At 67.5% G+C, this 22,221-nt stretch carries 16 protein-coding genes; 14 read left to right on the top strand and 2 right to left on the bottom strand.

Annotated features, from left to right (window positions below; translation table 11 throughout):
* Positions 1-8 precede the first annotated feature (8 nt).
* The 5 genes from IFT71_RS11580 to IFT71_RS11560 are packed head-to-tail and all read left to right on the top strand — an operon-like array spanning position 9 to position 4,874.
* Complete coding sequence (locus IFT71_RS11580; RefSeq protein ID WP_192140910.1) at positions 9-920, top strand: hydroxypyruvate isomerase family protein; 912 nt, start codon at positions 9-11, stop codon at positions 918-920.
* An 11-nt stretch (positions 921-931) separates the two neighbouring features.
* Positions 932-1,762 (top strand): 3-keto-disaccharide hydrolase, encoded by an 831-nt coding sequence (locus tag IFT71_RS11575; RefSeq protein WP_192140909.1) that lies wholly within the window; start codon positions 932-934, stop codon positions 1,760-1,762.
* Positions 1,759-2,334, top strand: coding sequence for a gluconate 2-dehydrogenase subunit 3 family protein (locus IFT71_RS11570; RefSeq protein WP_192140908.1), 576 nt, complete (start codon positions 1,759-1,761; stop codon positions 2,332-2,334). The genes IFT71_RS11575 and IFT71_RS11570 overlap by 4 nt, the downstream gene beginning before the upstream one ends.
* Positions 2,331-3,176 (top strand): sugar phosphate isomerase/epimerase family protein, encoded by an 846-nt coding sequence (locus tag IFT71_RS11565; protein WP_166746603.1) that lies wholly within the window; start codon positions 2,331-2,333, stop codon positions 3,174-3,176. The genes IFT71_RS11570 and IFT71_RS11565 overlap by 4 nt, the downstream gene beginning before the upstream one ends.
* Positions 3,177-3,197: 21 nt before the next feature.
* Positions 3,198-4,874, top strand: coding sequence for a GMC family oxidoreductase (locus IFT71_RS11560; protein WP_031440861.1), 1,677 nt, complete (start codon positions 3,198-3,200; stop codon positions 4,872-4,874).
* Between the two features lie 57 nt (positions 4,875-4,931).
* On the opposite strand, the gene IFT71_RS11555 is transcribed toward IFT71_RS11560, so the two are convergent.
* Positions 4,932-6,017, bottom strand: coding sequence for a LacI family DNA-binding transcriptional regulator (locus IFT71_RS11555; RefSeq protein WP_192140907.1), 1,086 nt, complete (start codon positions 6,015-6,017; stop codon positions 4,932-4,934).
* Positions 6,018-6,295: 278 nt separating this feature from the next.
* Here IFT71_RS11555 and IFT71_RS11550 point away from each other — a divergent pair, with 278 nt between their 5' ends.
* The 9 genes from IFT71_RS11550 to IFT71_RS11510 all read left to right on the top strand — a co-directional run bounded on the left by IFT71_RS11550 (position 6,296) and on the right by IFT71_RS11510 (position 20,586).
* Entirely contained in the window at positions 6,296-7,450 is a 1,155-nt protein-coding gene (locus IFT71_RS11550) for a glycoside hydrolase family 43 protein (RefSeq protein WP_192141270.1), read from the top strand.
* Complete coding sequence (xylB, locus tag IFT71_RS11545; protein WP_192140905.1) at positions 7,450-8,895, top strand: xylulokinase; 1,446 nt, start codon at positions 7,450-7,452, stop codon at positions 8,893-8,895. The genes IFT71_RS11550 and xylB overlap by 1 nt, the downstream gene beginning before the upstream one ends.
* A gap of 9 nt (positions 8,896-8,904) precedes the next feature.
* The gene (gene xylA, locus IFT71_RS11540) at positions 8,905-10,212 is read left to right on the top strand and encodes a xylose isomerase (protein WP_056406591.1); all 1,308 of its coding nucleotides are present in this window, start codon (positions 8,905-8,907) and stop codon (positions 10,210-10,212) included.
* 397 nt (positions 10,213-10,609) lie between these two features.
* Positions 10,610-11,860 (top strand): SLC13 family permease, encoded by a 1,251-nt coding sequence (locus tag IFT71_RS11535; protein ID WP_192140903.1) that lies wholly within the window; start codon positions 10,610-10,612, stop codon positions 11,858-11,860.
* 53 nt (positions 11,861-11,913) lie between these two features.
* Positions 11,914-13,194, top strand: coding sequence for an MFS transporter (locus IFT71_RS11530; protein ID WP_192140901.1), 1,281 nt, complete (start codon positions 11,914-11,916; stop codon positions 13,192-13,194).
* Between the two features lie 102 nt (positions 13,195-13,296).
* Complete coding sequence (gene nadB / locus IFT71_RS11525) at positions 13,297-14,874, top strand: L-aspartate oxidase (protein ID WP_192140899.1); 1,578 nt, start codon at positions 13,297-13,299, stop codon at positions 14,872-14,874.
* A gap of 116 nt (positions 14,875-14,990) precedes the next feature.
* The gene (locus tag IFT71_RS11520; RefSeq protein ID WP_192140897.1) at positions 14,991-16,097 is read left to right on the top strand and encodes a serine hydrolase; all 1,107 of its coding nucleotides are present in this window, start codon (positions 14,991-14,993) and stop codon (positions 16,095-16,097) included.
* Between the two features lie 78 nt (positions 16,098-16,175).
* Positions 16,176-18,950 carry a DNA polymerase I gene (gene polA / locus IFT71_RS11515; protein WP_192140895.1) on the top strand — a complete coding sequence of 925 codons (2,775 nt, stop codon included), beginning with the start codon at positions 16,176-16,178 and terminating at the stop codon, positions 18,948-18,950.
* A gap of 118 nt (positions 18,951-19,068) precedes the next feature.
* On the top strand, positions 19,069-20,586 hold the full coding sequence (locus tag IFT71_RS11510) for a lipopolysaccharide biosynthesis protein (RefSeq protein WP_107931126.1): 1,518 nt from the start codon (positions 19,069-19,071) through the stop codon (positions 20,584-20,586).
* A 33-nt stretch (positions 20,587-20,619) separates the two neighbouring features.
* On the opposite strand, the gene purH is transcribed toward IFT71_RS11510, so the two are convergent.
* Positions 20,620-22,182, bottom strand: coding sequence for a bifunctional phosphoribosylaminoimidazolecarboxamide formyltransferase/IMP cyclohydrolase (gene purH, locus IFT71_RS11505; RefSeq protein ID WP_192098125.1), 1,563 nt, complete (start codon positions 22,180-22,182; stop codon positions 20,620-20,622).
* Positions 22,183-22,221 lie beyond the last annotated feature (39 nt).

Raw genomic sequence — 22,221 nt, 5'->3', positions numbered from 1 at the left:
ATCCGGCGATGACGCTCTCCCGCCGCACGCTGATCGCGGCCGGCGCCGCGGCGTCGCTGCTCCCCGCGGGTATCGCCGCGCAGCGCCGCGGCACGACCGCCGCCCGCTTCTCGCTCGGCTATGCGCCGCATGAGGGCAGCTTTGCGAGCCGCGGCGGACTGATCGAGCAGATCGCCTTCGCCGCCGACCAGGGCTTCACCGCCTGGGAAGACAATGAGGCCGCGGCCCGCCCCCTCGCCGACCAGGAGCGGATGGCCAGGGCATTGTCGCAGCGCGGCATGACGATGGGCGTCTTCGTCGCGAGCATGCCCAAATGGGCGAAGTCGCGCCCCCTGCTGGGCGCCAATGACGACGCCGATCGCGAAGGGTTCCTTGCCGATATCCGCGCGTCGATCGCGGTCGCCAAGCGGCTGAACGCGACCCGGATGACGGTCGTCACCGGCTTCATGGACCCGAAACTGCCCGTCGAGATTCAGACGGCCCGCGTGATCGACGTCATGCGACGCGCCGGCGATATCGTCGCACCGCACGGCATCGCGATGGTGATGGAGCCGCTCAACACGCGCACCAACCATCCCGGCGTCTATATGCAGACGATCGCGCAGGGCTATGCGGTCGCCCGCGGCGCGAACAGCCCTGCGGTCAAGATCCTCGCCGACCTCTACCATGAGCAGATCCAGTCGGGGAATCTGATCCCCACGCTGGACACCTGCTGGAGCGAGATCGGCTATCTTCAGTTCGGCGATAATCCGGGCCGCAACGAGCCGATGACGGGCGAGATCAACTATGCCGCGATCGTCCGCTGGCTGCGCGGCCGGCGCTATGCGGGGGTGATCGGCATGGAACACGGCAATTCGGTGGCGGGACGCGCGGGCGAGGATCGCCTGATCGCCGCCTATCGCGCGATCGACGCGGCATGAGGGGGAAGAGCATGAGGGACTATGTGATGGCGGGGGTCGTCGCGGCGATGGCGCTGACGACAACGGGGTCCGTTGCCGCGCAGGACAAGCCGGGCTTCAAGGACACGCCGATGCTGCCCGGCGGCCAATGGCGTGTCCACGACGCCGACCGCCCTGCGCCCGTCGCCGTCGCGCCGGCCGCCGCCCCCGGCGGTCCGCCCGCCGACGCGATCGTGCTGTTCGACGGCCGTTCGCTCGATGCGTGGAAGCCCGATCGCATCGCCTGGCCGATCGAGAACGGTGCGCTGATAATCCCGTCGCGCGCAAAAAGCGGCGGCGAGAACAATCTCGTCTCGAAACAGAGCTTCGGCGACGTGCAGATGCATCTCGAATTCCGCTCGCCCAATCCGCCGACCAAGAGTTCGCAGGATCGCGGCAACAGCGGCATCTGGTTCATGCAGCGCTACGAGCTGCAGATCCTCGACGGCTATCGGAACCCGACCTATGCCGATGGCACGGTCGGCGGGGTCTATGGCTGGAAGCCGCCGCTGGTGAACCCGGCGCGCAAACCGGGCGAATGGCAGACCTACGACATCGTGTTCGAGCGGCCGCGCTTTGCCGCCGACGGCAGTCTGGTTCGGCCGGCTTACGTGACCGCTTTGCTCAACGGCGTGCTCGTCCAGAATCATCAGGCGATGCTCGGCACGACCAACTGGCGCCATGTCGCACGCTATACCGCGCATCCCGATGCGGCACCGATCCAGCTGCAGGACCATGATTCCCCCGTGGCGTTCCGCAACATCTGGATTCGCCCGCTGACCGATGCGGCAATCGCGCAGGATCTTGGAAAGGACGGTAAATGATCGATCGCAGAACCGCGCTGGCCGGTGTCGCCGGCATGTTCGGCGCAGCGCTCTATGCCCCGATCGCGCGCGCGGCCGGGCTCGCGCAGCAGCCGGCGGGCGCTATCCCGCCGATCAGCGAAGGGCCACCGAGCGCGCCGGTCTTCACGCCTGCCCAACGTGCACTGATGACCGCGCTCAGCGAGCGGGTCCTGCCGACCACCGATACCCCCGGCGCGATCGCGGCGGACGTCCCTGCCTTCATCGAAAAACTGCTGGCCGACTGGGCCCGGCCCGAGGACCGCGTGCCGATCATCGCCGGGCTCGACGCGATCGAGGCGCGCTGTCTGCAGGATTACAAGGTCGCCGGCGCCCGGGCGACCCCGGCACAGCACGACGCGCTGCTCACTCTGGCGATGAACGACGGCCTGCCGTCGGGCGGCGCGTTCTTCACCGCATTCCGGCAGCTCGTCATCACCGGTTACTACACGTCCGAAATCGGCATCACGCAGGAACGCGAATATCTGCCGGTCCCCGGCGAATATAACGGTGCCTTCCCCTATTCCCAGGTCAACAAGGTGTATTCCTCATGATCCTCAGCCGTAGAACCCTGCTTACGGGCACCGGTGCGGTGGCGGCGCTCGCGCTGGCCGATCGCTCGATCTCGCCCGCGTCCGCCGCACAGCTCAAGGCGATCGGCCTGCAGCTCTATACCGTGCGCGAACTGTTCGCGAAGGACCCGGTCGCCACGCTCGAGGCGGTCGCGCGGATCGGCTACCGCGAGGTCGAATTCGGCGGTGGCGGGTACGAGACGATGGATCACGCGCTGCTGCGCAAGACCATGGACCGGCTCGGCCTGACCGCACCCTCGGTGCATATCGGCTATGACGCGCTGCTTCAGCGGTTCGAACCGTCGGTGGCGATGGCAAGGACGCTCGGCGCGAAGACCGTCGTGCTGCCGTACATGACCGACGAGCATCGCAACGAACAGGGCTGGAACGCCGCGCTGCCCAATTTCAACCGCTTCGCGACACAGCTGAAGTCGGCGGGGTTCGGCTTTGCCTATCACAACCATGATTTCGAATTCACGGTCCGGCCGGGCGGGGTCAGCCTGTACGACCGGCTGCTCAAGGAAACCGATCCCGCGCTCGTCAAGCTCGAGCTCGATATCTATTGGGCGGCGCATGCGGGCGAGGATCCCGCGGCGCTGATCGACCGGCTGTCCACCCGCCTCTACGCCTATCACGTCAAGGACATGCGGCCCGATCGCAGCATGACCGCGGTCGGCCAGGGCACGCTCGACTTTGCCGCGCTCTTCAAGCGCAAGTCGGGCGCCGGCGTGCAGCATTTCTACGTCGAGAACGACCAGGCGCCTGCGCCCTATCTGCCCGACATCACCACCAGCTTCCGGACGCTGCGCGCACTGCGCTTCTGATCGAGACAGGAGACCAAGACCATGGCCGCAACCAACAGGTTCGACGCGATCGTCATAGGATCGGGCGTGAGCGGCGGGTTCGCTGCGAAGGAACTCACCGAAAAGGGCCTGCGCGTCCTGATGCTCGACCGCGGCGTGATGGTCGAGCACGGCGAAGGCTATGCCTATGACGGCAAGCCCGCCTACGAGGTGCCCGCGCGCAACATCATGCCCCCGGCGCTCGTCAAAAGCGATTATTTCATCGCCAAGCACGGCTATGTCGCACCCAGCAACCGCGCCTTCTACAATGACGACCGGCTGAACCCTTATGCCTATGACGAGGGCAGCAAATTCTACTGGATCCGGCCCGCGGCGGTCGGCGGCAAGTCGCTGATCTGGGGGCGCTGGTGCTTCCGGTGGAGCGAAGAGGATTTCGAGGCGAACAAGCGCGACGGAATCGATGGCGACTGGCCGATCCGCTATGGCGACGTCGCGCCCTGGTACAGCTATGTCGAGAAATATATCGGCGTGTCCGGTTCGCGCGAGAATCTGCCCTATCTGCCGGACAGCGAATTCCAGCCACCCATCCCGATGAACGTCGCGGAAAAGTGGCTGAAGCAGAATCTGGAAAGCCGCTTCCCCGGTCGCAAGCTGATCAACACGCGCCTGTCCAACATGACCGAGGACAAGCCCGAGCAGAACCGGACCAAATGCCAGTTCCGCAACCAGTGCAGCAATGGCTGCTCGTTCGGCGCCTATTTCTCGACCCAGGCGGTGACGCTGCCCGCGGCGCGCGCGACCGGCCGGCTCACGCTGCAGTCGGACGCGGTCGTCACCAGCCTCGATTATGATCCCAAGGCCAAGCGCGTGACCGGTGTCCGCTACATCGATACCAAGACCGGCCAGGCGCAGTCGGTCCAGGCCGACCTCGTCTTCCTCTGCGCCTCGGCGATGGCATCGACGCAGATCCTGCTCAATTCGCGTCCGGCGGGCAGCGATCGCAGCCATTTCGACACGAGCGGCACGCTCGGCCGCTATGTGATGGACCATATCTTCCGCGTCGGGGTCGACGGCGAGATCGGCGGGATGCAGGAGTTCATCGAATATGGCCGCCGCCCGGGGGGCGTCTATATCCCGCGCTTCCGCAACATTGGCGGCGACGACGGCGTCGGCTTCAAACGCGGCTATGGCTATCAGGGCGGCGCCTATCGCACGCCTGCGGCACCCGTCGGGTTCGGCGCTTCGATGAAGCACGGGATGCGCAACTATGCGCCGTGGCACTTCAGCATGGGCGCGTTCGGCGAATGCCTGCCCTATGCCGACAATCATGTGTCGCTGCATGCGTCGAAGGTCGACCGGTTCGGGGTGCCGCTGCTCCGGTTCGACGTGCGCTTCCACGACAATGAACTCAAGATGATGGCCGATGCGCGGGCGCAGGGCGAGGCGATGCTTCGCGGTGCCGGGCTGACCAACGTCAAGAGTTCGGAACAGGAGCACGTCCCCGGTGACGCGATCCACGAGATGGGCGGCGCGCGGATGGGGCGCGATCCGCGCACCTCGGTGCTCGACGCGTGGAGCCGCGCGCACGAGGCCACCAACCTCTACGTCACCGATGGCGCGCAGATGGCTTCGGCCTCCTGCGTCAATCCGTCGCTCACCTTCATGGCACTGACCGCGCGCGCCGCCGACCACGCGGTGAAGCAGCGCACCCGCGCCTGATCGGCCCCCGCCACCCATCCATGATATCGCTATCATCGATGGGTGGCGGGTGACGGATCAGTCGACGGAGACCTTGGGCCTGCGCCGCGGTGCCGAGTCGGACTGGCGCCGGATCAGCGTGAAATCGAACGTCTTGTGCCGCTCCTGCGGATCGATCGCCTGCGACCGGCGGATGGTCGAGGCGAGCATTTCGACCGCCGATCGCGCCATTTCCGCGATCGGCTGATGGATCGTCGTCAATTCGGGCCAGATCGCGGTCGACAGCGTCGTGTCGTCGAACCCACACACCGTCAGGTCGCCCGGCACGTCGAGCCCGCGCCGATGCGCGACCGCTACCGTGGCAGCCGCCATGTCGTCGTTCGACGAGAAGATCGCCGATGGCTGCTCGGCGAGTCCCAGCAGCGTCTCGGCCGCATCGAGCCCCGATCGGTAGGTGAACAGCCCGTGCGCGATCAGCGACTCGTCGCGCGCAATCCCGGCCTCGTCCAGCGCCGCCGCATAGCCTTCGAGCCGACGCGCGCTCGACGACAAATTGGGGTTGCCGGTGATGAAGCCGATCCGGCGATGGCCTAGCGCGATGATGTGCCGCGTCATCGTCAGCGCCGCCTCGCGGTCGTCGATGCGGATCGCCAGCATGTCGGGCACGGGCAGCCCGCTCGCCAGCGACACGGTCGGCACCTGTGCCGCCGCCAGCAGGTCGAGCACCGCATCCGCCTCGCACAGCGGCGGCGGCAGGATGATGCCGTCGATTCCGCCCTCGATCAGGTGACGCGTCACCGCGATCTCGTGCTCGCCCAAGTCGCATTTCTCGATGATGATCTGCACGTCGCTGCGCGCCGCCTGGTCGAGGCTGCCGAGCAGGAACTCGCTGAGAAAGCCCGCGCTCGGGTTGCTGTAGAGCAGGCCGATGCGGACCTGCCCCGCCCCGGCCAGGCTGCGCGCGGCCGGGTTGGGCGCATAGTTCAGTGTCGCGATCGCGTGAGTCACCGCGTCGCGCGTCGCGGCGCGCACATTGCTCGTGCCGTTGATCACGCGCGATACGGTCATCGGCGAGACCCCGGCGAGTCGCGCGACGTCGCTGATGGTCGGCGCGCCGCCGGTGCGCCGCGACGTCTTGACGCGGCCGATCGAGGAAGTGTTCATGTACCAACCGTTAGCGCACCCCCTTGACGCGGCAAAGCCCCACGCGATCCGATCCCGAGTCGGGCGTCGTCGTCGGGCCTCGATCGACGACTCGCCCCGTTGCGAGACGCCTGCCGTTCTTTTCATGGGGTATTTTTCGTGCGCGACGATGCGGAACCCCCTTGCTCCGGCGCACGGGAGGGATATGATAGCGCTATCTCCCGCCACGGCGGAGGACAGGTCTCGTAGAAGACCAGCTCTTAGGAAGGATCATTAAGGTCATGCGCCTCCGTTTCCCCATGCCCGCCCGCCGTGCGCGCGCGGTCCCGTTGCTGGCCGCCTCCGCTCTGGTCATTCCCGTGCTGGCGGGTCTCGCACCCGCGCTGTTCACGGGCGGGACCGCGACGGCACAGTCCGCCGCCAAGCCGCAGGGCGAACCGCGCAGCCCCGAGGGCAAGCGCTATCTGTCGCAGCCGCTGGTCACCAGCATCTACACCGCTGACCCGTCCGCGCATGTATTCAACGGCAAGATCTACGTCTATCCGAGCCACGACATCGACGTGACGACCGCCGACGACGATCTGGGCAACCAATATGCGATGCGCGATTACCGCGTGCTGTCGATGGACCGGATCGGCGGGCCGGTGAAGGTGAACCCCGTCGCGCTCGACGTGAAGGACGTGCCCTGGGCGTCGCAGCAGATGTGGGCGCCCGACGCGGCCTATAAGAACGGCACCTATTATCTGTATTTCCCGGTGCGCGACAAACAGCTCGACAAGAACGGGCTCGGCACCTTCCGCATCGGCGTCGCAACCTCGAAGAGCCCGGTCGGCCCGTTCAAGGCGGACCCCAGGCCGATCGCGGGCAGCTTCTCGATGGATCCCGCGGTGTTCACCGACGCGAACGGCGCCAGCTACATGTATTTCGGCGGCATCTGGGGCGGCCAGCTGCAGCGCTGGAAGGACGGCAAGTTCGATCCCAACGGCTCCGACACCGATCTCGGCCAGGACGACCAGCCCGCGCTGTCGGGCAAGATCGCGCGGTTGAACCCCGACATGAAGAGCTTTGCCGAGACGCCGCGCGACGTCCAGATCCTCGACGAGGCCGGCAAGCCCGTGCTCGGCGGCGATCATGAGCGGCGCTTCTTCGAGGCCTCCTGGGTCTTCAAGCGCGGCGGCAAATATTACTACACCTACTCGACCGGCGACACGCACTTCCTGAACTATGCGACCGGCGACAACCCGTACGGGCCGTTCACCTACAAGGGGCATATCCTGAAGCCGGTGCAGGGCTGGACGAGCCACCATTCGATCATCGAGTGGAACAAGAAATGGTGGCTGTTCTATGCGGACACGCAGCTGAGCAACAAGAATCACCTGCGCAACGTCAAGGTGACCGAGCTGAAGTTCGCCGCCGACGGCTCGATCCCCACCATCGATCCGTTCGTCAACTGATGTTCCTGGGAATCGACATCGGCACTTCCGGCGTGAAAGCCGTGGTGCTCGACGAGGCCGGCAGCGTGGTCGGCCAGGGCGTTGCCGCGCTGAGCGTCCAGAGGCCGCATCCGCTCTGGTCCGAACAGGATCCCGATGCGTGGTGGCACGCGACCACCGCGGCGGTCCAGGCGATCGACCCGGCCGTCCGCCGCTCGGTCCGCGGCATCGGGCTTGCCGGGCAGATGCACGGCGCGACCCTGCTCGACGCCGACGACCGCCCTTTACGCCCCGCGATCCTGTGGAACGACGGCCGCAGCTTTGCCGAGTGCGAAGCGATGGAGCGTGCGGTGCCCGATCTGCGCGCAATCGCGGGCAACATCGCGATGCCGGGCTTCACCGCGCCCAAGCTGTTCTGGGTGCGCGAGCATGAGCCCGAGATCTTCGCGAAGATCGCCACCGTGCTGCTGCCCAAGGACTATGTCCGCCTGCTGATGACCGGCGACAAGGCATCCGATCTGTCGGACAGCGCAGGGACCCTGTGGCTTGACGTCGCCGCGCGGAGCTGGAGCGACGCGCTGCTGGCCGCGTGCGGGCTGACGCAGGCGCAGATGCCACGGCTGTACGAAGGCTCCGAGATCACCGGCACGCTGACCGCCGAGGTCGCCGAACTCTGGGGCATGCCGCCGGTCCCCGTCGCGGCGGGGGGCGGCGACAATGCCGCGGGTGCGGTCGGGGTCGGCGTGGTCGCAGACGGCGATGCACTGCTCTCGCTCGGCACCTCGGGCGTGATCTTCGTCGCGACGAAGGATTTCCGTCCCAACGCCGATAGCGCGGTCCATGCCTTCTGCCACGCGCTGCCGGGCATGTGGCACCAGATGTCGGTCCATCTGTCGGCTGCGTCGTGCATCGACTGGGTCGCGAGGATCACCGGCGCGACCGGCCCGGCCGACCTGTTCGCACGCGCCGAAGCCGCCGGTCCCGCCAGCGGCCCCGAGATCTTCCTCCCCTATCTGTCGGGCGAGCGTACGCCGCACAATGATGCCGAGGTTCGCGGCGCGTTCCTCCGGCTCGACAACGACACCGATGCCGGCCGTCTGTCGCAGGCGGTGCTCGAGGGCGTCGCCTTCGCGCTCGCCGACGGGCTCGACGTGCTGCGTGCGGCGGGGACGACGGTCGAACGCCTCGCGGTCATCGGCGGCGGCGCGCGCTCGCGCTACTGGGGCGCGGTGCTCGCCGCGGCGATGGAGGTCGAACTCGTCTATCTCCAGGGCGGCGAGGTCGGCCCCGCGCTTGGTGCCGCACGGCTCGCGCAGCTCGGTGTCGATGGCGGCGATCCCGCGACCGTCTGCGTCGCACCGCCCGTGTCGCACCGCATCGCCCCCGACCCCGCACTCGTCGCCGCGCTCGCCGAGAAAAAGGCGGCGTTCCGCCAGGCCTATCCCCGTATCACCCCCAAGTCATAGGAATCCCCGATGTCCGACTTCTTCGCCGATATCCCCCAGATCAAATATGAGGGCCCCGACAGCAGCAACGAACTCGCCTATCGCTATTACGACAAGAGCAAGGTCGTGCTCGGCAAGACGATGGAGGAGCATCTGCGCTTCGCCGCGTGCTTCTGGCACACCTTCTGCTGGCCGGGGTCGGACGTGTTCGGCGGGGGCACGTTCAACCGCCCCTGGCATGCCGGCGCCAACGACTCGGCCGCCGCGGCGCACAAGCGCGAGGTCGCGTTCGACTTCTTCAAGAAGCTCGACGTGCCCTATTACTGCTTCCACGACGTCGACGTCATGGCGGATGCCGCCAACGTGACCGAGCATCGCCGCTTCTTCGCCGAAGCGGTCGACCATCTCGAACAGCTCCAGGCCGCGTCGGGCCGCAAGCTCCTCTGGGGCACAGCCAACGCGTTCAGCCATCCGCGCTATGCCGCCGGCGCGTCGACCAACCCCGATCCCGAAGTCTATGCCTTTGCCGCGCTGCAGGTCCGCGACGCGCTCGAGGCGACGCATCGCCTCGGCGGCCAGAACTACGTGCTGTGGGGCGGTCGCGAAGGCTATGAGACGCTGCTCAACACCGACATGAAGCGCGAACTCGACAATTTCGGCCGCTTCCTGAGCCTCGTCGTCGAGCACAAGCACAAGATCGGTTTCACCGGCACGATCCTGATCGAACCCAAGCCGCACGAGCCGACCAAGCATCAGTACGACTTCGACACCGCAACGGTGTACGGCTTCCTCAAGCGCTACGGGCTCGAGAATGAGGTGCGCGTCAACATCGAGGCGAACCACGCCACGCTGTCGGGGCATACCTTCGAACACGAGATCGCGACCGCCAATGCGCTCGGCATCTTCGGGTCGATCGATGCCAATCGCGGCGATCCGCAGAATGGCTGGGATACCGACCAGTTCCCCAATTCGGTCGAGGAACTGACGCTGGCGATGGTCGAGATCCTGCGCGGCGGCGGCTTCACCACCGGCGGCTTCAACTTCGACGCCAAGGTCCGGCGCCAGAGCATGGACGCGGCCGACCTGTTCTACGGCCATGTCGGCGGCATCGACGTCGTCGCGAAGGGCCTGCTCGCCGCTGCCGCGATCATCGAGGACGGTCGGGTCGATGCGATCAAGGCCAAGCGCTATGCCGGCTGGGACGGTGATTTCGGCAGCACGATCGGCGGGCTCGATCTGGCCGGCATCGCCGATCTCGCGGTCGAGCGCGACATCGATCCGAAGCCGGTTTCGGGCCAGCAGGAACGCCTCGAAAACCTGATCAACCGCTTCCTCTGATCGACCCGCGACGCCGGGGCCACGTCCTGACGGACGGGTCCCGGCCTAGCGCCGATCGTCGCCCAGCCGGTGCGATCAAGCCGCTGGGAACAGGCGATAAACCCGTCGATCCGGGTCCGATCGCCACATGAACGATTTGTCACGATCGCGGCGGGGCCCTTTGCCCCTGCTGCTGTGTTGTCGCGCCTGACACCAGTTGTCCGCAAGTCATGTCAGGGGCCGGATCGATGCGTAATACAATCATTAGGGCAACAACACTTCCCGATCACACCGCCTAGTCTGAAAAGACCATGACGAGGACCAGGGTGATGGCCGGCTATGCTGGTCGTTATGGCGATTATAGCTGCTGTGTCGCGCCGGATCGGTGCCGCATTGGAAGCAGCGACGGACTCTGCGCGTGACCGCCGGGATTGGTCTGACCTGGGCAATCTGCGGTGCGGCAACGGCCGGGGTGATCGCGCGCCCGTTCCGCCTGCCCGAAGCGGTCTGGGCGGTCGCCGGCGCGGTCGCGCTGCTCGCGCTGGGTCTGTTGCCGATCGCTGCCGGGCTGACCGCGGTCGGCAAGGGCATGGACGTCTATCTCTTCCTGATCGGCATGATGCTGCTCAGCGAGACCGCGCGCCAGCAGGGCCTGTTCGACTGGATCGCCGCGACCGCCGCGCGCGGCGCGCGGGGGTCGCCCGTCCGCCTGTTCGCGCTCGTCTATGTCACCGGGATCGTCACCACGACCTTCCTGTCGAACGACGCCACCGCGGTGGTGCTCACGCCCGCCGTCTATGCCGCTGCGCGCAAGGCGAAGGCGGATCCGCTGCCGCTGCTGTTCGCCTGCGCGCTGATCGCCAACGCGGCAAGCTTCGTGCTGCCCATCTCCAATCCGGCGAACCTCGTGCTCTATGGCGGCACGATGCCCCCGCTCGGCCAGTGGTTCGCGTCGTTCGCGCTCCCATCGGTCGCGGCGATCGTCGTGACCTATGGCGCGCTCCGCTGGACCGAGCGGGCGCGGCTCGTCGGGCAGTGCGAGACGGAGATCGCGCGCACGCCGCTGACGATCGGCGGCAAGGCGGCACTGGCGGGGATCGTCGTCACGGCGGTCGTGCTGTTGCTGGCCTCGGCATTCGACGTGCAACTCGGGCTGCCGACCTGCATCGCGGGGGTCGCGACGACGCTCGCCATCTGCCTGCTGGTCCGCATGTCACCCCTCCTGGTCGTGCGCGACGTGTCATGGAGCGTGCTGCCGCTCGTCGCTGGGCTGTTCGTACTGGTCGAGGCGCTCGATCACAGCGGCGTCATCGGCCAGATCGCGGCGTGGCTGCGAGCCGAGTCCGCCGATCCGGCGCGCGCGGCGATGACCGCGGGGACCCTGCTCGCCTTCGGGTCGAACCTGGTCAACAATCTTCCCGCCGGGCTGATCGCGAGCACCGCGGTCGCGCAGGCGCAGCCGCCGCGCGTCGTCGTCGATGCGCTGCTGATCGGCGTCGATCTTGGCCCCAACCTGTCGATCACCGGGTCGCTCGCGACGATCCTGTGGCTCCAGGCGATCCGCCGCGAAGGCCTTGATGTCGGCTTCCTGCGCTTCCTGAGGGTCGGCGCGGTGACGATGATTCCCGCGCTTGCCGCCGCGCTCGGCACGCGTCTGCTGATCGGCTGACCCTCGACGCTCCCCTCTGCCCGCCCCCTCTTTTCCAGGACCAAGGACCGACCATGGCGACCCTCTCCGCTTCCCTACCCTCCCGCCACCCCCCCGGCGGCAAAGCCCCACACCGTCATGCGCCGGCGGGACGCACGCTCGACGCGCTCAACTTCTTCCTCGCCGACGTGCGCGACGGGCTCGGGCCCTATCTCGCCATCTATCTGGTCGCGGTCCGCGGCCCCGCGCATGGCTGGAACGAGGCGACGGTCGGGCTGGTCCTGACGATCGCCGGGATCGTCGGCCTGATCGCGCAGACGCCCGCCGGCAGCCTGATCGACAAGAGCCGCAACAAGCCGCGGATCGTCATGGTGGCAGCGTTGCTGGTGACTTTGGCCAGCGTATCGCTGCCGTTCGTCACGGGCTTCACCGTGGTGACCATCACCCAGTCGGTCGCCGCCGTCGCGGGCGCGATTTTCGCCCCCGCAATCTCGGCGATCACGCTCGGTCTGGTCGGGCCAAGGATGTTCGCCAAGCGGGTCGGCCGTAACGAGGCGTTCAACCATGCCGGCAACGCGGTGTCCGCCGGGCTTGCAGGCGTCCTTGCCTGGACGTTCGGACCGGTCGTGGTCTTCTGGCTGATGGGCGCGCTGACCGTTGCCAGCATCGTCACCGCGACGCGGCTTCGCAACGACGATATCGACAATGCCGTCGCGCGTGGCCTCGACTGCGAGCCCGATGCGGACTGCGACGAGCCAAGCGGCTGGAAGACGCTGATCGAGAACCGGCCGCTAATGACCTTTGCGGTGATCGCGTTCCTCTTCCATCTGGCGAATGCCGCGATGCTGACCTCGGTCAGCCAGCTGCTCGCGCGCACCGTTGGCAAGGATCAGGCGACGTCGCTGACCGCCGCGTGCATCGTCGCGGCACAGCTCGTGATGGTGCCCGTTGCGATCTTCGTTGGTCGTCATGCCGAACGGCTCGGCACCAAGCCGCTGTTCCTCGTCGCGTTCGGGTTCCTCGCCGCGCGCGGCGCGCTCTACACGCTGTCCGACGACCCCTATTGGCTGGTCGGCGTGCAGGCACTGGACGGCGTCGGCGCGGGCATTTTCGGTGCCCTGTTCCCCGTCGTGATCGCCGACCTGACCGAGGGCAGCGGCCGGTTCAACGTCAGTCAGGGCGCGGTCGCGACGACGCAAGGGCTCGGCGCAGCGCTGTCGGCGACGCTGGCGGGATCGATCATCGTCTGGGCAGGCTATAGCGCGAACTTCCTCACGCTTGCGGCGATCGCGGGGGCCGGGTTCCTGCTTTACATGATTGCGATGCCGGAGACGAAGAAGGGCGGCCAAGCGTAAGTCCGGGCGATCGATCGGAACACACCCCTGTCCTGTGGTCTCACTTTCGTGCAACAGCAGGACCCCGCATCACCCTGTCCCCTGACCCGGATCCCGAGCCGCATGACCAGTGACATTCTCATCATCGGCTCCGGCGCCGCCGGGCTGACCGCCGCGCTCACCCTCGCCGACCGTTTCACCGTCACCGTGCTCGCCAAGGGGGCGCTGAACGAAGGGTCGACCGCTTGGGCGCAGGGCGGGATCGCCGCGGTACTCGAACCCGGCGACACGTTCGAGAATCATGTCGAGGACACGATGGTCGCCGGCGCCGGGCTGAACGATCGCGGGATCGTCGAGATGGTGGTCGAGGGTGCCCCTGCCGCGATCGAACGGCTCACGCATCTCGGCGTGCCGTTCGAGACCGAGGGGAACGCGCTGCACCTGACGCGCGAGGGCGGCCATAGCCATCGGCGGATCGTCCATGTCGCCGACGCGACCGGCTGGGCGGTGCAGGAGGCGCTGCAGAGGGCCGCCGAGGCGCATCCCAACATCACGCTGGTCCCCGACCAGGTCGCGATCGACCTTGCCACGGGGCGGCACGAGATGCGCTATTCGGGCGCGGGCCGGGTCTGGGGCGTCTATGCGGTCGACCGCGGCACCGGACGCGTCGCGCTCTACACGGCGCGCGCGACGATCCTCGCGACCGGGGGCGCGGGCCGTACCTATCTGTTCTCGACCGCGCCGCGCGGCGCGACGGGCGACGGCATCGCGATGGCCTGGCGCGCGGGCGCGCGCGTGTCGAACATGGAGATGATGCAGTTTCACCCGACCTGCCTCTACAATCTGGAGGTCAAGAATTTCCTGATCACCGAGGCGGTGCGCGGCGAAGGCGGGCGGTTGATCAACCCGACCACCGGCAAGCGTTTCATGACCTATTATGATCCCGTCCGGATGGAGCTGGCGCCGCGCGATATCGTCGCCCGCGCGATCGATGCCGAGATCAAGCGCTACGGGCTCGATTACGTCCATCTCGACATCAGCCACATGCCGGCCGACTTCATCCGGCATCATTTTCCGAACATTCACGAAAAGCTGCTGACGGTCGGGATCGACATGACGACGCAGCCGATCCCGGTCGTCCCCGCCCAGCATTACACCTGTGGCGGGATCGTCGTCGACGAGCATGGCAAGACCGACCTTCCCGGGCTCTATGCGGCGGGCGAGTGCACCGAATCGGGGTTGCACGGCGCGAACCGGCTGGCGTCCAACTCGCTGCTCGAATGCTTCGTGTTCGGCGAGGCCGCGGCGGACAGCATCGCCGCCGACTGGGACAGCCTGCCCCCGCCGCCGCCGATCCGTCCCTGGGATGAGAGCCGCGTCACCGATTCGGACGAGGAGGTGGTGATCAAGCAGACCTGGACCGAGATCCGCCGCTTCATGTGGAATTATGTCGGCATCGTCCGCACCACCAAAAGGCTCGAACGCGCACAGCACCGGATCGCGATGCTGAACGAGGAGGTTGCCGAATATTACCAGCATTTCCGCGTCACGCCCGACCTGATCGAACTGCGCAACCTGCTCCAGACCGCCGAACTGATCGTCCGCTCGGCGCTGCACCGTCACGAAAGCCGTGGCCTGCACTACACGCTCGATTATCCGCAGATGCTGCCGGGGGCGGTCGACACGGTCCTGACGCCCTGACGTTCCGCGTCCCGGCGCATCGGACGTGCAGTTCGTCGCAGCCGGGCGCGCGGGGCGTATCGCGGCGATCCGGACCGTATCAGGATCGTAGCGCTATCGCAGGATATCCGACACCCATGGCATTTGGCAGGTTCGCGCGTCTTTTCGTGACCGGCGGCATCGCGCTCGCGCTGACCGGCTGTGGCTCGACGTCGCGCCCCGGTGCGACCGGCGCCGCGCCGCAGGGCGATGGGACCAGCGTATCGATCCCGGTCCCATTGCCCACCGCACGCGCCACCCGTGCCGCGCCCGCTCCGCTGGTCACCGCGATCGACGCCTTGCACCATGATTTTGCGGGCAAGGCGGGGATTGCGATCCGCGCGGTGGACGAGGGCTGGACGGTCGAGGCCGGCGGGCGCCAGCGCCTCCCGCAGCAATCTGTCAGCAAGCTCTGGGTCGCGATCACGCTGCTCGACCTGCGCGACCAGGGCAAGGCGAAGCTCGAGGATCCGGTCGTCGTCCGCGCGGAGGATCTGACGCTGTTCCATCAGCCGATCGCGATGCTCGTCACCGGCGACGGCTATCACACCACCGTCGGCGAATTGCTCAGGCGTGCGCTGACGCATAGCGACAATACCGCGAACGACCGGCTACTGAGCTATGTCGGCGGCCCGCGCGCGGTGCGCGGCATGATCCTGCGCAAACAGCTGGGCGAGATCCGCTTCGGTCCGGGCGAGCGGCTGTTGCAGAGCGGGACGGCGGGGCTCGTCTGGCAGCCAGCCTATGCGCTCGGCAACGCGTTTGCGGTCGCCCGCGCACGGCTCAATCCGCAGATCCGCGCCGCCGCACTCGACGCCTATGTCGCCAATCCGCCCGATGGCGCCGCGCCGATCGCGATCGCGGATGCGCTGGCCCGGCTCGCGCGGGGCGAATTGCTCAGCGCCAGCTCGACCCAGGTGCTGCTCGACACGATGGGCGCGTCGGTCACCGGCCGCGCGCGGTTGCGCGCCGCGCTGCCCGCGGGGTGGCGGATCGCGCACAAGACCGGCACCGGCCAGGATCTCGGTCCCCGCAACGCCGGTTTCAACGATGTCGGGCTCCTGACAGCGCCCGACGGCAAGCGCTATGCGATCGCGGTGATGATCGGCGACACGCTGCGACCGATCCGCGAACGCCAGATGCTGATCCAGGCGGTCGCCGCCGCGGTCGCCGCGCATGCCGGCAGCGCCCGCCCGTCGGTCTGAGATTTTCCTCACACCTGATACCCAACAACCACGCTTCGCCCATTGGTCCGCGCGCGCGCATCCGCTAGACCGCGCGCGATGCCCCATCTCTATCTCGTCGACGGCTCCGGCTATATCTTCCGCGCCTATCACCGGCTGCCGCCGCTTACCAACAAGCATGGCGAGCCGGTCGGCGCGGTGTACGGCTATACCACGATGCTGTGGAAGCTCGCCGATGAGGTCCACGCCGCCGACGGCCCGACGCACATGGCGGTCATTCTCGACAAGTCGTCGAAGACGTTCCGCAACGATCTCTACGACAAGTACAAGGCACAGCGTCCGCCCCCGCCCGAGGATCTCGTCCCCCAGTTCCCGATGATCCGCGACGCAACGCGCGCCTTCTCGCTGCCGTGCATCGAGACCGAGGGGCTCGAGGCCGACGACATCATCGCCTGTTATTCGAAGGCCGCGCTGGCGCAGGGCTGGTCGGTCACGATCGTCTCGTCGGACAAGGACCTGATGCAGCTGATCGAGCCCGGGCTCGACATGTACGACACGATGAACAACCGCCGGCTGGGCGCGGAGCATGTCGCGGAGAAATTCCACGGCGTCACGCCATCGCAGCTCGGCGACGTGCTCGCGCTGATGGGCGACAGCGTCGACAATGTGCCGGGCGTTCCCGGCGTCGGCCCCAAGACCGCCGCCAAGCTGATCCTCGAGCATGGCGATCTCGAATCGGTGCTCGCCGCCGCCGAGGGGATGAAGAAGGGCAAGCTGCGCGACAATCTGATCGAGCATGCCGAGATGGCGCGGCTGTCGAAGGTGCTGGTCACGCTCAGATGCGACGTCGCGCTGCCCGAGCCGCTCGAGGATCTCGAACTCAAGGGCATCCCCGACGCCCCCTTGCGCGCGTTCCTCGATCATCACGGCTTCAAGTCGCTGATCGCCAAATTGTCCGCCGTCGCCGAAGCACCGGTCGCCGAGTCGACCGTCGTCGCGGACATGGACGCGGACGAGCCGTGCAAGCATGACGATTACGAGACCGTCGTCGACGAGGCGGCGCTCGACCGCTGGATCACGCTGGCAAAGCATCAGGGCTGGATCGCGATCGACACCGAGACAACCGGGATCGACGCGACGCGCGCCGACCTGGTCGGGATCAGCCTCGCGCTGCATCCGAACCTCGCCTGCTACGTACCTATCGCGCATGGCGGCACGGACCTGTTGGCGGAAAACCCGGTCCAGATCGACCGCGCGGTCGTGCTGGCGAAGATGAAACCGCTGCTGGAGGATCCGAGCATCCTCAAGATCGGCCATAATCTGAAATACGACATGATCGTCCTCGCCCGCGCCTATGCCGCGACCGGTGGCGTGGCGATCGCGCCGTTCGACGACACGATCCTGATGAGCTTCGATCTCGACGCCGGGCTTCACGGCCACGGCATGGACGAACTCGCGGCTACGCACCTTTCGCACACCTGCATCGCGTTCAAGGACGTGGTCGGCACCGGCAAGTCGCAGCGCAGCTTCAACGAAATCGACCTTAAGGCCGCGACCCATTACGCCGCCGAGGATGCGGACGTGACGCTGCGCCTGTGGCGGCGATTCAAGCGCCGCCTGCCCGCCGAGGGTTCGACCCGCGTCTACGAGATGGTCGACCGCCCGCTCGTCCCCGTCATCGCGCAGATGGAGATGCACGGGATCAAGGTCGACGCGGCGAAACTGTCGAAATTGTCGACCGAGTTCGCCGCGCAGATGGCGAGCCTCGAGACCGAGATTCACGCACTCGCCGGCGCGCCGTTCACGATCGGCAGCCCCAAGCAATTGGGCGACGTGTTGTTCGAGAAGATGGGCATCAAGGGCGGCCGCAAGGGCAAGTCCGGAGTCTATTCGACCGACGTCACCGAACTCGAGCGCATCGCCGCCGACAAGGATTCGCCCGGCGCGGTGATCGCGCGCAAGGTGCTCGACTGGCGCCAGCTCTCGAAGCTGAAATCCACCTATACCGATGCGTTGCAAGCGCAGATCAACCCCGCGACGGGCCGCGTCCACACCTCCTACTCGCTCACCGGCGCGCAAACCGGACGGCTGTCGTCGACCGATCCGAACCTGCAGAACATCCCGATCCGCACCGAGATCGGCCGCCAGATCCGCGACGCGTTCGTGGCGGAGCCCGGGAACGTGATCCTCGCCGCCGACTACTCGCAGATCGAGCTGCGGCTGGCCGCGCATATGGCGAACGTACCTGCGCTGAAGCAGGCGTTCGCGAATGGCGACGACATCCACAGCCTCACCGCGCAGGAGCTGTTCGGCGAGGTCAACCGCGACACGCGCGGCCGCGCCAAGACGATCAACTTCGCGATCCTCTACGGTATCTCCCGCTGGGGGCTCGCCGGCCGGCTCGACGTGAGCGCGGACGAGGCGCAGGCGATGATCGACCGCTATTTCGATCGCTTCCCCGGCATCTCGAGCTACATCGTCGACACCACCGAAAGCGTCCGCGCGACCGGGTTCACGACGACGTTGTTCGGCCGCAAGACGCATTTCCCGCGGATCCGCTCGAAGATCCAGCACGAACGCCAGGGCGCTGAGCGCGCCGCGATCAACGCGCCGATCCAGGGGACGAGCGCGGACATCATCAAGCGCGCGATGGTCCGGATGGGGCCGGCGCTGCTCGAAGCCGGGCTGCCGAACGTGCGCATGCTGCTCCAGGTCCACGACGAACTCGTGTTCGAACTGCCCGAGGGCGATGTCGAGGCGGCCAAGCCCGTGATCGAACGTGTGATGGCGTCCGCGGCCGAGCCGGCGGTGACGCTCGACGTGCCGCTGGGGATCGAGATCGGCACCGGCCTGAGCTGGGGCGCAGCGCATTGATCGCGCAGGGCGGCAGCCGGCCACGCCCGGCTGACTCGCACAAGCGCGGCTGGCGGAGCGCTTGCTCCGACCGACGACGCGGCCGTGCCGCGGCGCGGCGCACCAGCGGCGCCCGCCCGTGACCGAATCGACCAAGGATATCGACACGCTCGCCAAGGGCGGTCGGACCAACATTGCGGGCTTCGTCCTCCGCCTCGCTGCGCGCATCCCGTTCCTGTTCATCGCGGGCCGCATCTACGGCCCGGACCTGGTCGGCCGATTCGCGATCGCGGTCGTGGTGGTCGAACTCGCCGCGCTGCTGGCGACGCTCGGCCTCAAGCGCGGTCTCGCGCAGGCGCTGAGCAGCACCGAGCGGCCGCATGCCTATGTCGTGTGGGATGCGATGGCGGTGGCGTTCGTCGCGTCGCTGATCGCGAGCGCGGTGCTCTTCACCTTCCCCGAGATCATGTACCCCAATACGGCGATCACCGGGCTCGACCGGTTCCTGCCGCTGATCATCGTCGCGGTCGCCTGGTCCGACGTCAGCCTAGCGGCACTCGCCTATCGACTGAACGTCAAGGCCGCGGTCACCGCACGCGCGGTGGTCGAGCCGTGGACGATCTCGATCGCCGCCTGGGCCTTCTCCTATTTCACGATCCGCGACGGGCTCGTGCTGAGCTATGTCGCGTCGATGACCGCGGCGCTGATCGCCAGCCTCGTGCCGTTCGTGCGCAGCTACGGGCTGCCGCGCGGCTGGTCGCCGCATCTGCGCCCGCTCTACGCGCTCGCCCGTGCCAATGTGCCGCTGGCGGGCGCGGACATCCTCGAATGGGGCAGCCGTAACGTCGACCGCTTCATCCTCGGCGTGATGTTCGAGCCCAAGGTCGTCGGCATCTATTATATGGCGCAACAGGTCGCGAGCCTGCCGCAGAAGCTCAAGACGAGCTTCGACCCGATCCTCGGCCCCGTCATCACGCAGAGCCTGGCGATCAACGACCGCGCGGCGATCGCCAACCAGGTCCGTCAGGTCGCGTTCTGGATCATGGCTGCGCAGGGCGGGCTCGCGCTGATGGGCTCGATCCCCGGCGAGGCGGTAATGGGCGTGGTCGGGCCGCAATTCGTCGCTGGCACCGCCGCGCTCGCCTTCCTGCTGACCGCCGAATTCCTCGCCTCGAGCGGCGCGGTCAGCGAATCCGCGCTCGTCTATATCGCGCGGCACCGCAATCTGATGATCTCGGCGGTAATGCTCGCCTTCCAGATCGGCCTCAGCTTCACGCTGATCTTCGCGATCCGCCGGCTTGGCTATCCGGTCAACTATCAGGCCGCAGGACCGGCGATCGCGCTCATGATCTCGGTCGCGCTGACCTCGGTGATCAAGTCGCGGCTGCTCGGAAGCCTGCTCGGCGCGAGCGTCTCGCCGTGGCGCTGGCCGCTGGTCTGGGCGGCGCTTGCCGCGATCGTCGTGGGCGCGGGCTTTACCGCGCTGCCTAAGCGGCTCGAATGGGTCGAACTCGCGGTCGGCGAGCCGGCTATCGCCGCGACCTATCTCTTCATCCTGTGGAAATGGGCGTTCGGGCCCGCCGACCGCGCCCTGTTCGCCAAGACCCCCAAGCCCAGCGAAGCGACGCTGCCGCGGAGCGGGTCGCCGGTCCGCTGATCCGGCCCCCCGAAGCCGGGGGGCCGCTGGCGATCAATGCCGGAAGTGGCGCATCCCGGTGAACACCATCGCCAGCCCCGCCTCGTCCGCCGCCGCGATCACGTCGGCGTCGCGGATCGACCCGCCCGGCTGGATCACCGCGGTCGCGCCTGCCTCGACCGCCGCGAGCAGCCCGTCGGCAAACGGGAAGAACGCGTCAGAGGCAACCGCCGAGCCGATCGTCCGCGGCGTCGCCCAGCCCGCCTTGTCCGCCGCATCCTTGGCCTTCCACGCGGCGATGCGCGCGGATTCGAGGCGGTTCATCTGCCCCGCACCGATGCCCGCGGTGCTGCCGTCCTTGGCATAGACGATCGCGTTCGACTTGGTGTGCTTGGCGACGGTCCACGCGAAGCGGCAGTCGGCGAGCTCCTGCGCCGTGGGCTGGCGCTTCGTCACCACCTGCAATTCGCCGGGCGTGCCGTTGTCGCGCCCCTGGACGAGCCAGCCACCCGCGATCGACTTGGCGGTGAGCCCTGCGCGCGCCGCATCGGGCAGGTCGCCGGTCAGAAGCAGACGCAGATTCTTCTTCGCGGCGAACAGTGCGATCGCCTCCTCATCGGCATCGGGTGCGACGACGACTTCGGTGAAGATGCCGGTGATCGCGCGCGCGGTCTCGACATCGAGACGGCGGTTGACCGCGATGATCCCGCCGAACGCCGACACGGTGTCGCAGGCGAACGCCGCGGCATAGGCCTCCTCAAGCGTCGCGGCGGTCGCGACGCCGCACGGATTGGCATGCTTGACGATGACGACCGAGGGAGCGGCGTCACGGAACTCGGCGACGAGCTCGAGCGCGGCGTCCGCGTCGTTGAGATTGTTGTAGCTCAGCGCCTTGCCCTGCACCTGGCGCGCCTGGCCGATGCCGCGGACGCCGTCGGTCGCGGTGTAGAAGGCCGCCGACTGGTGCGGGTTCTCGCCGTAGCGGAGCGCATCGCCGCGCTTGAGCGTGATCGGCAACGTGGCCGGAAACTGCTCGCCCTGATCGACCGTGCCGAACCAGGTCGCGATCGCCGAGTCATAGGCGGCGGTGGTCGCGAACGCCTTGGCGGCGAGGCGCTTGCGGTCGTCGAGCGTCGTGCTGCCGCCCGCGACCAGCGCATAGTCTGCGGGATCGGTGACGATCGCGACATAGGCGTGGTTCTTGGCGGCGGAGCGCACCATGCTGGGACCGCCAATGTCGATATTCTCGATCACGGTGTCGCGGTCCGCGCCCTTCGCGACGGTCGCCTCGAACGGGTAGAGATTGACGATGACGAGGTCGATCGCGCCGATCTGGTGCTCCTCCATCGACGCGGCATGCCCCGCATCGTCGCGCACCGCGAGCAGCCCGCCATGGACCATCGGGTGCAGCGTCTTGACGCGGCCGTCCATCATCTCGGGAAAGCCGGTCAGCTCCGACACGTCGCGCACCGTCAGCCCTGCCGCACGCAGCGCGGTGGCGGTACCGCCGGTCGACACCAGTTCCACACCGTGGCTCGCAAGCGCGGTGCCGAGATCGACGATCCCGGTCTTGTCGGAGACGGACAGGAGTGCGCGCTTTATCGGGATGCTGGTCATGACAGGTCTTTCGTGATCCGGGTTTCGCCGTGCGGCGGG

The sequence above is a fragment of the Sphingomonas sp. CFBP 13733 genome (assembly GCF_014841795.1).
Lineage (GTDB): Bacteria > Pseudomonadota > Alphaproteobacteria > Sphingomonadales > Sphingomonadaceae > Sphingomonas > Sphingomonas aerolata.
Note: the sequence above shows the minus strand (reverse complement) of the source record. Positions and strands in the feature narration are given on the sequence as shown.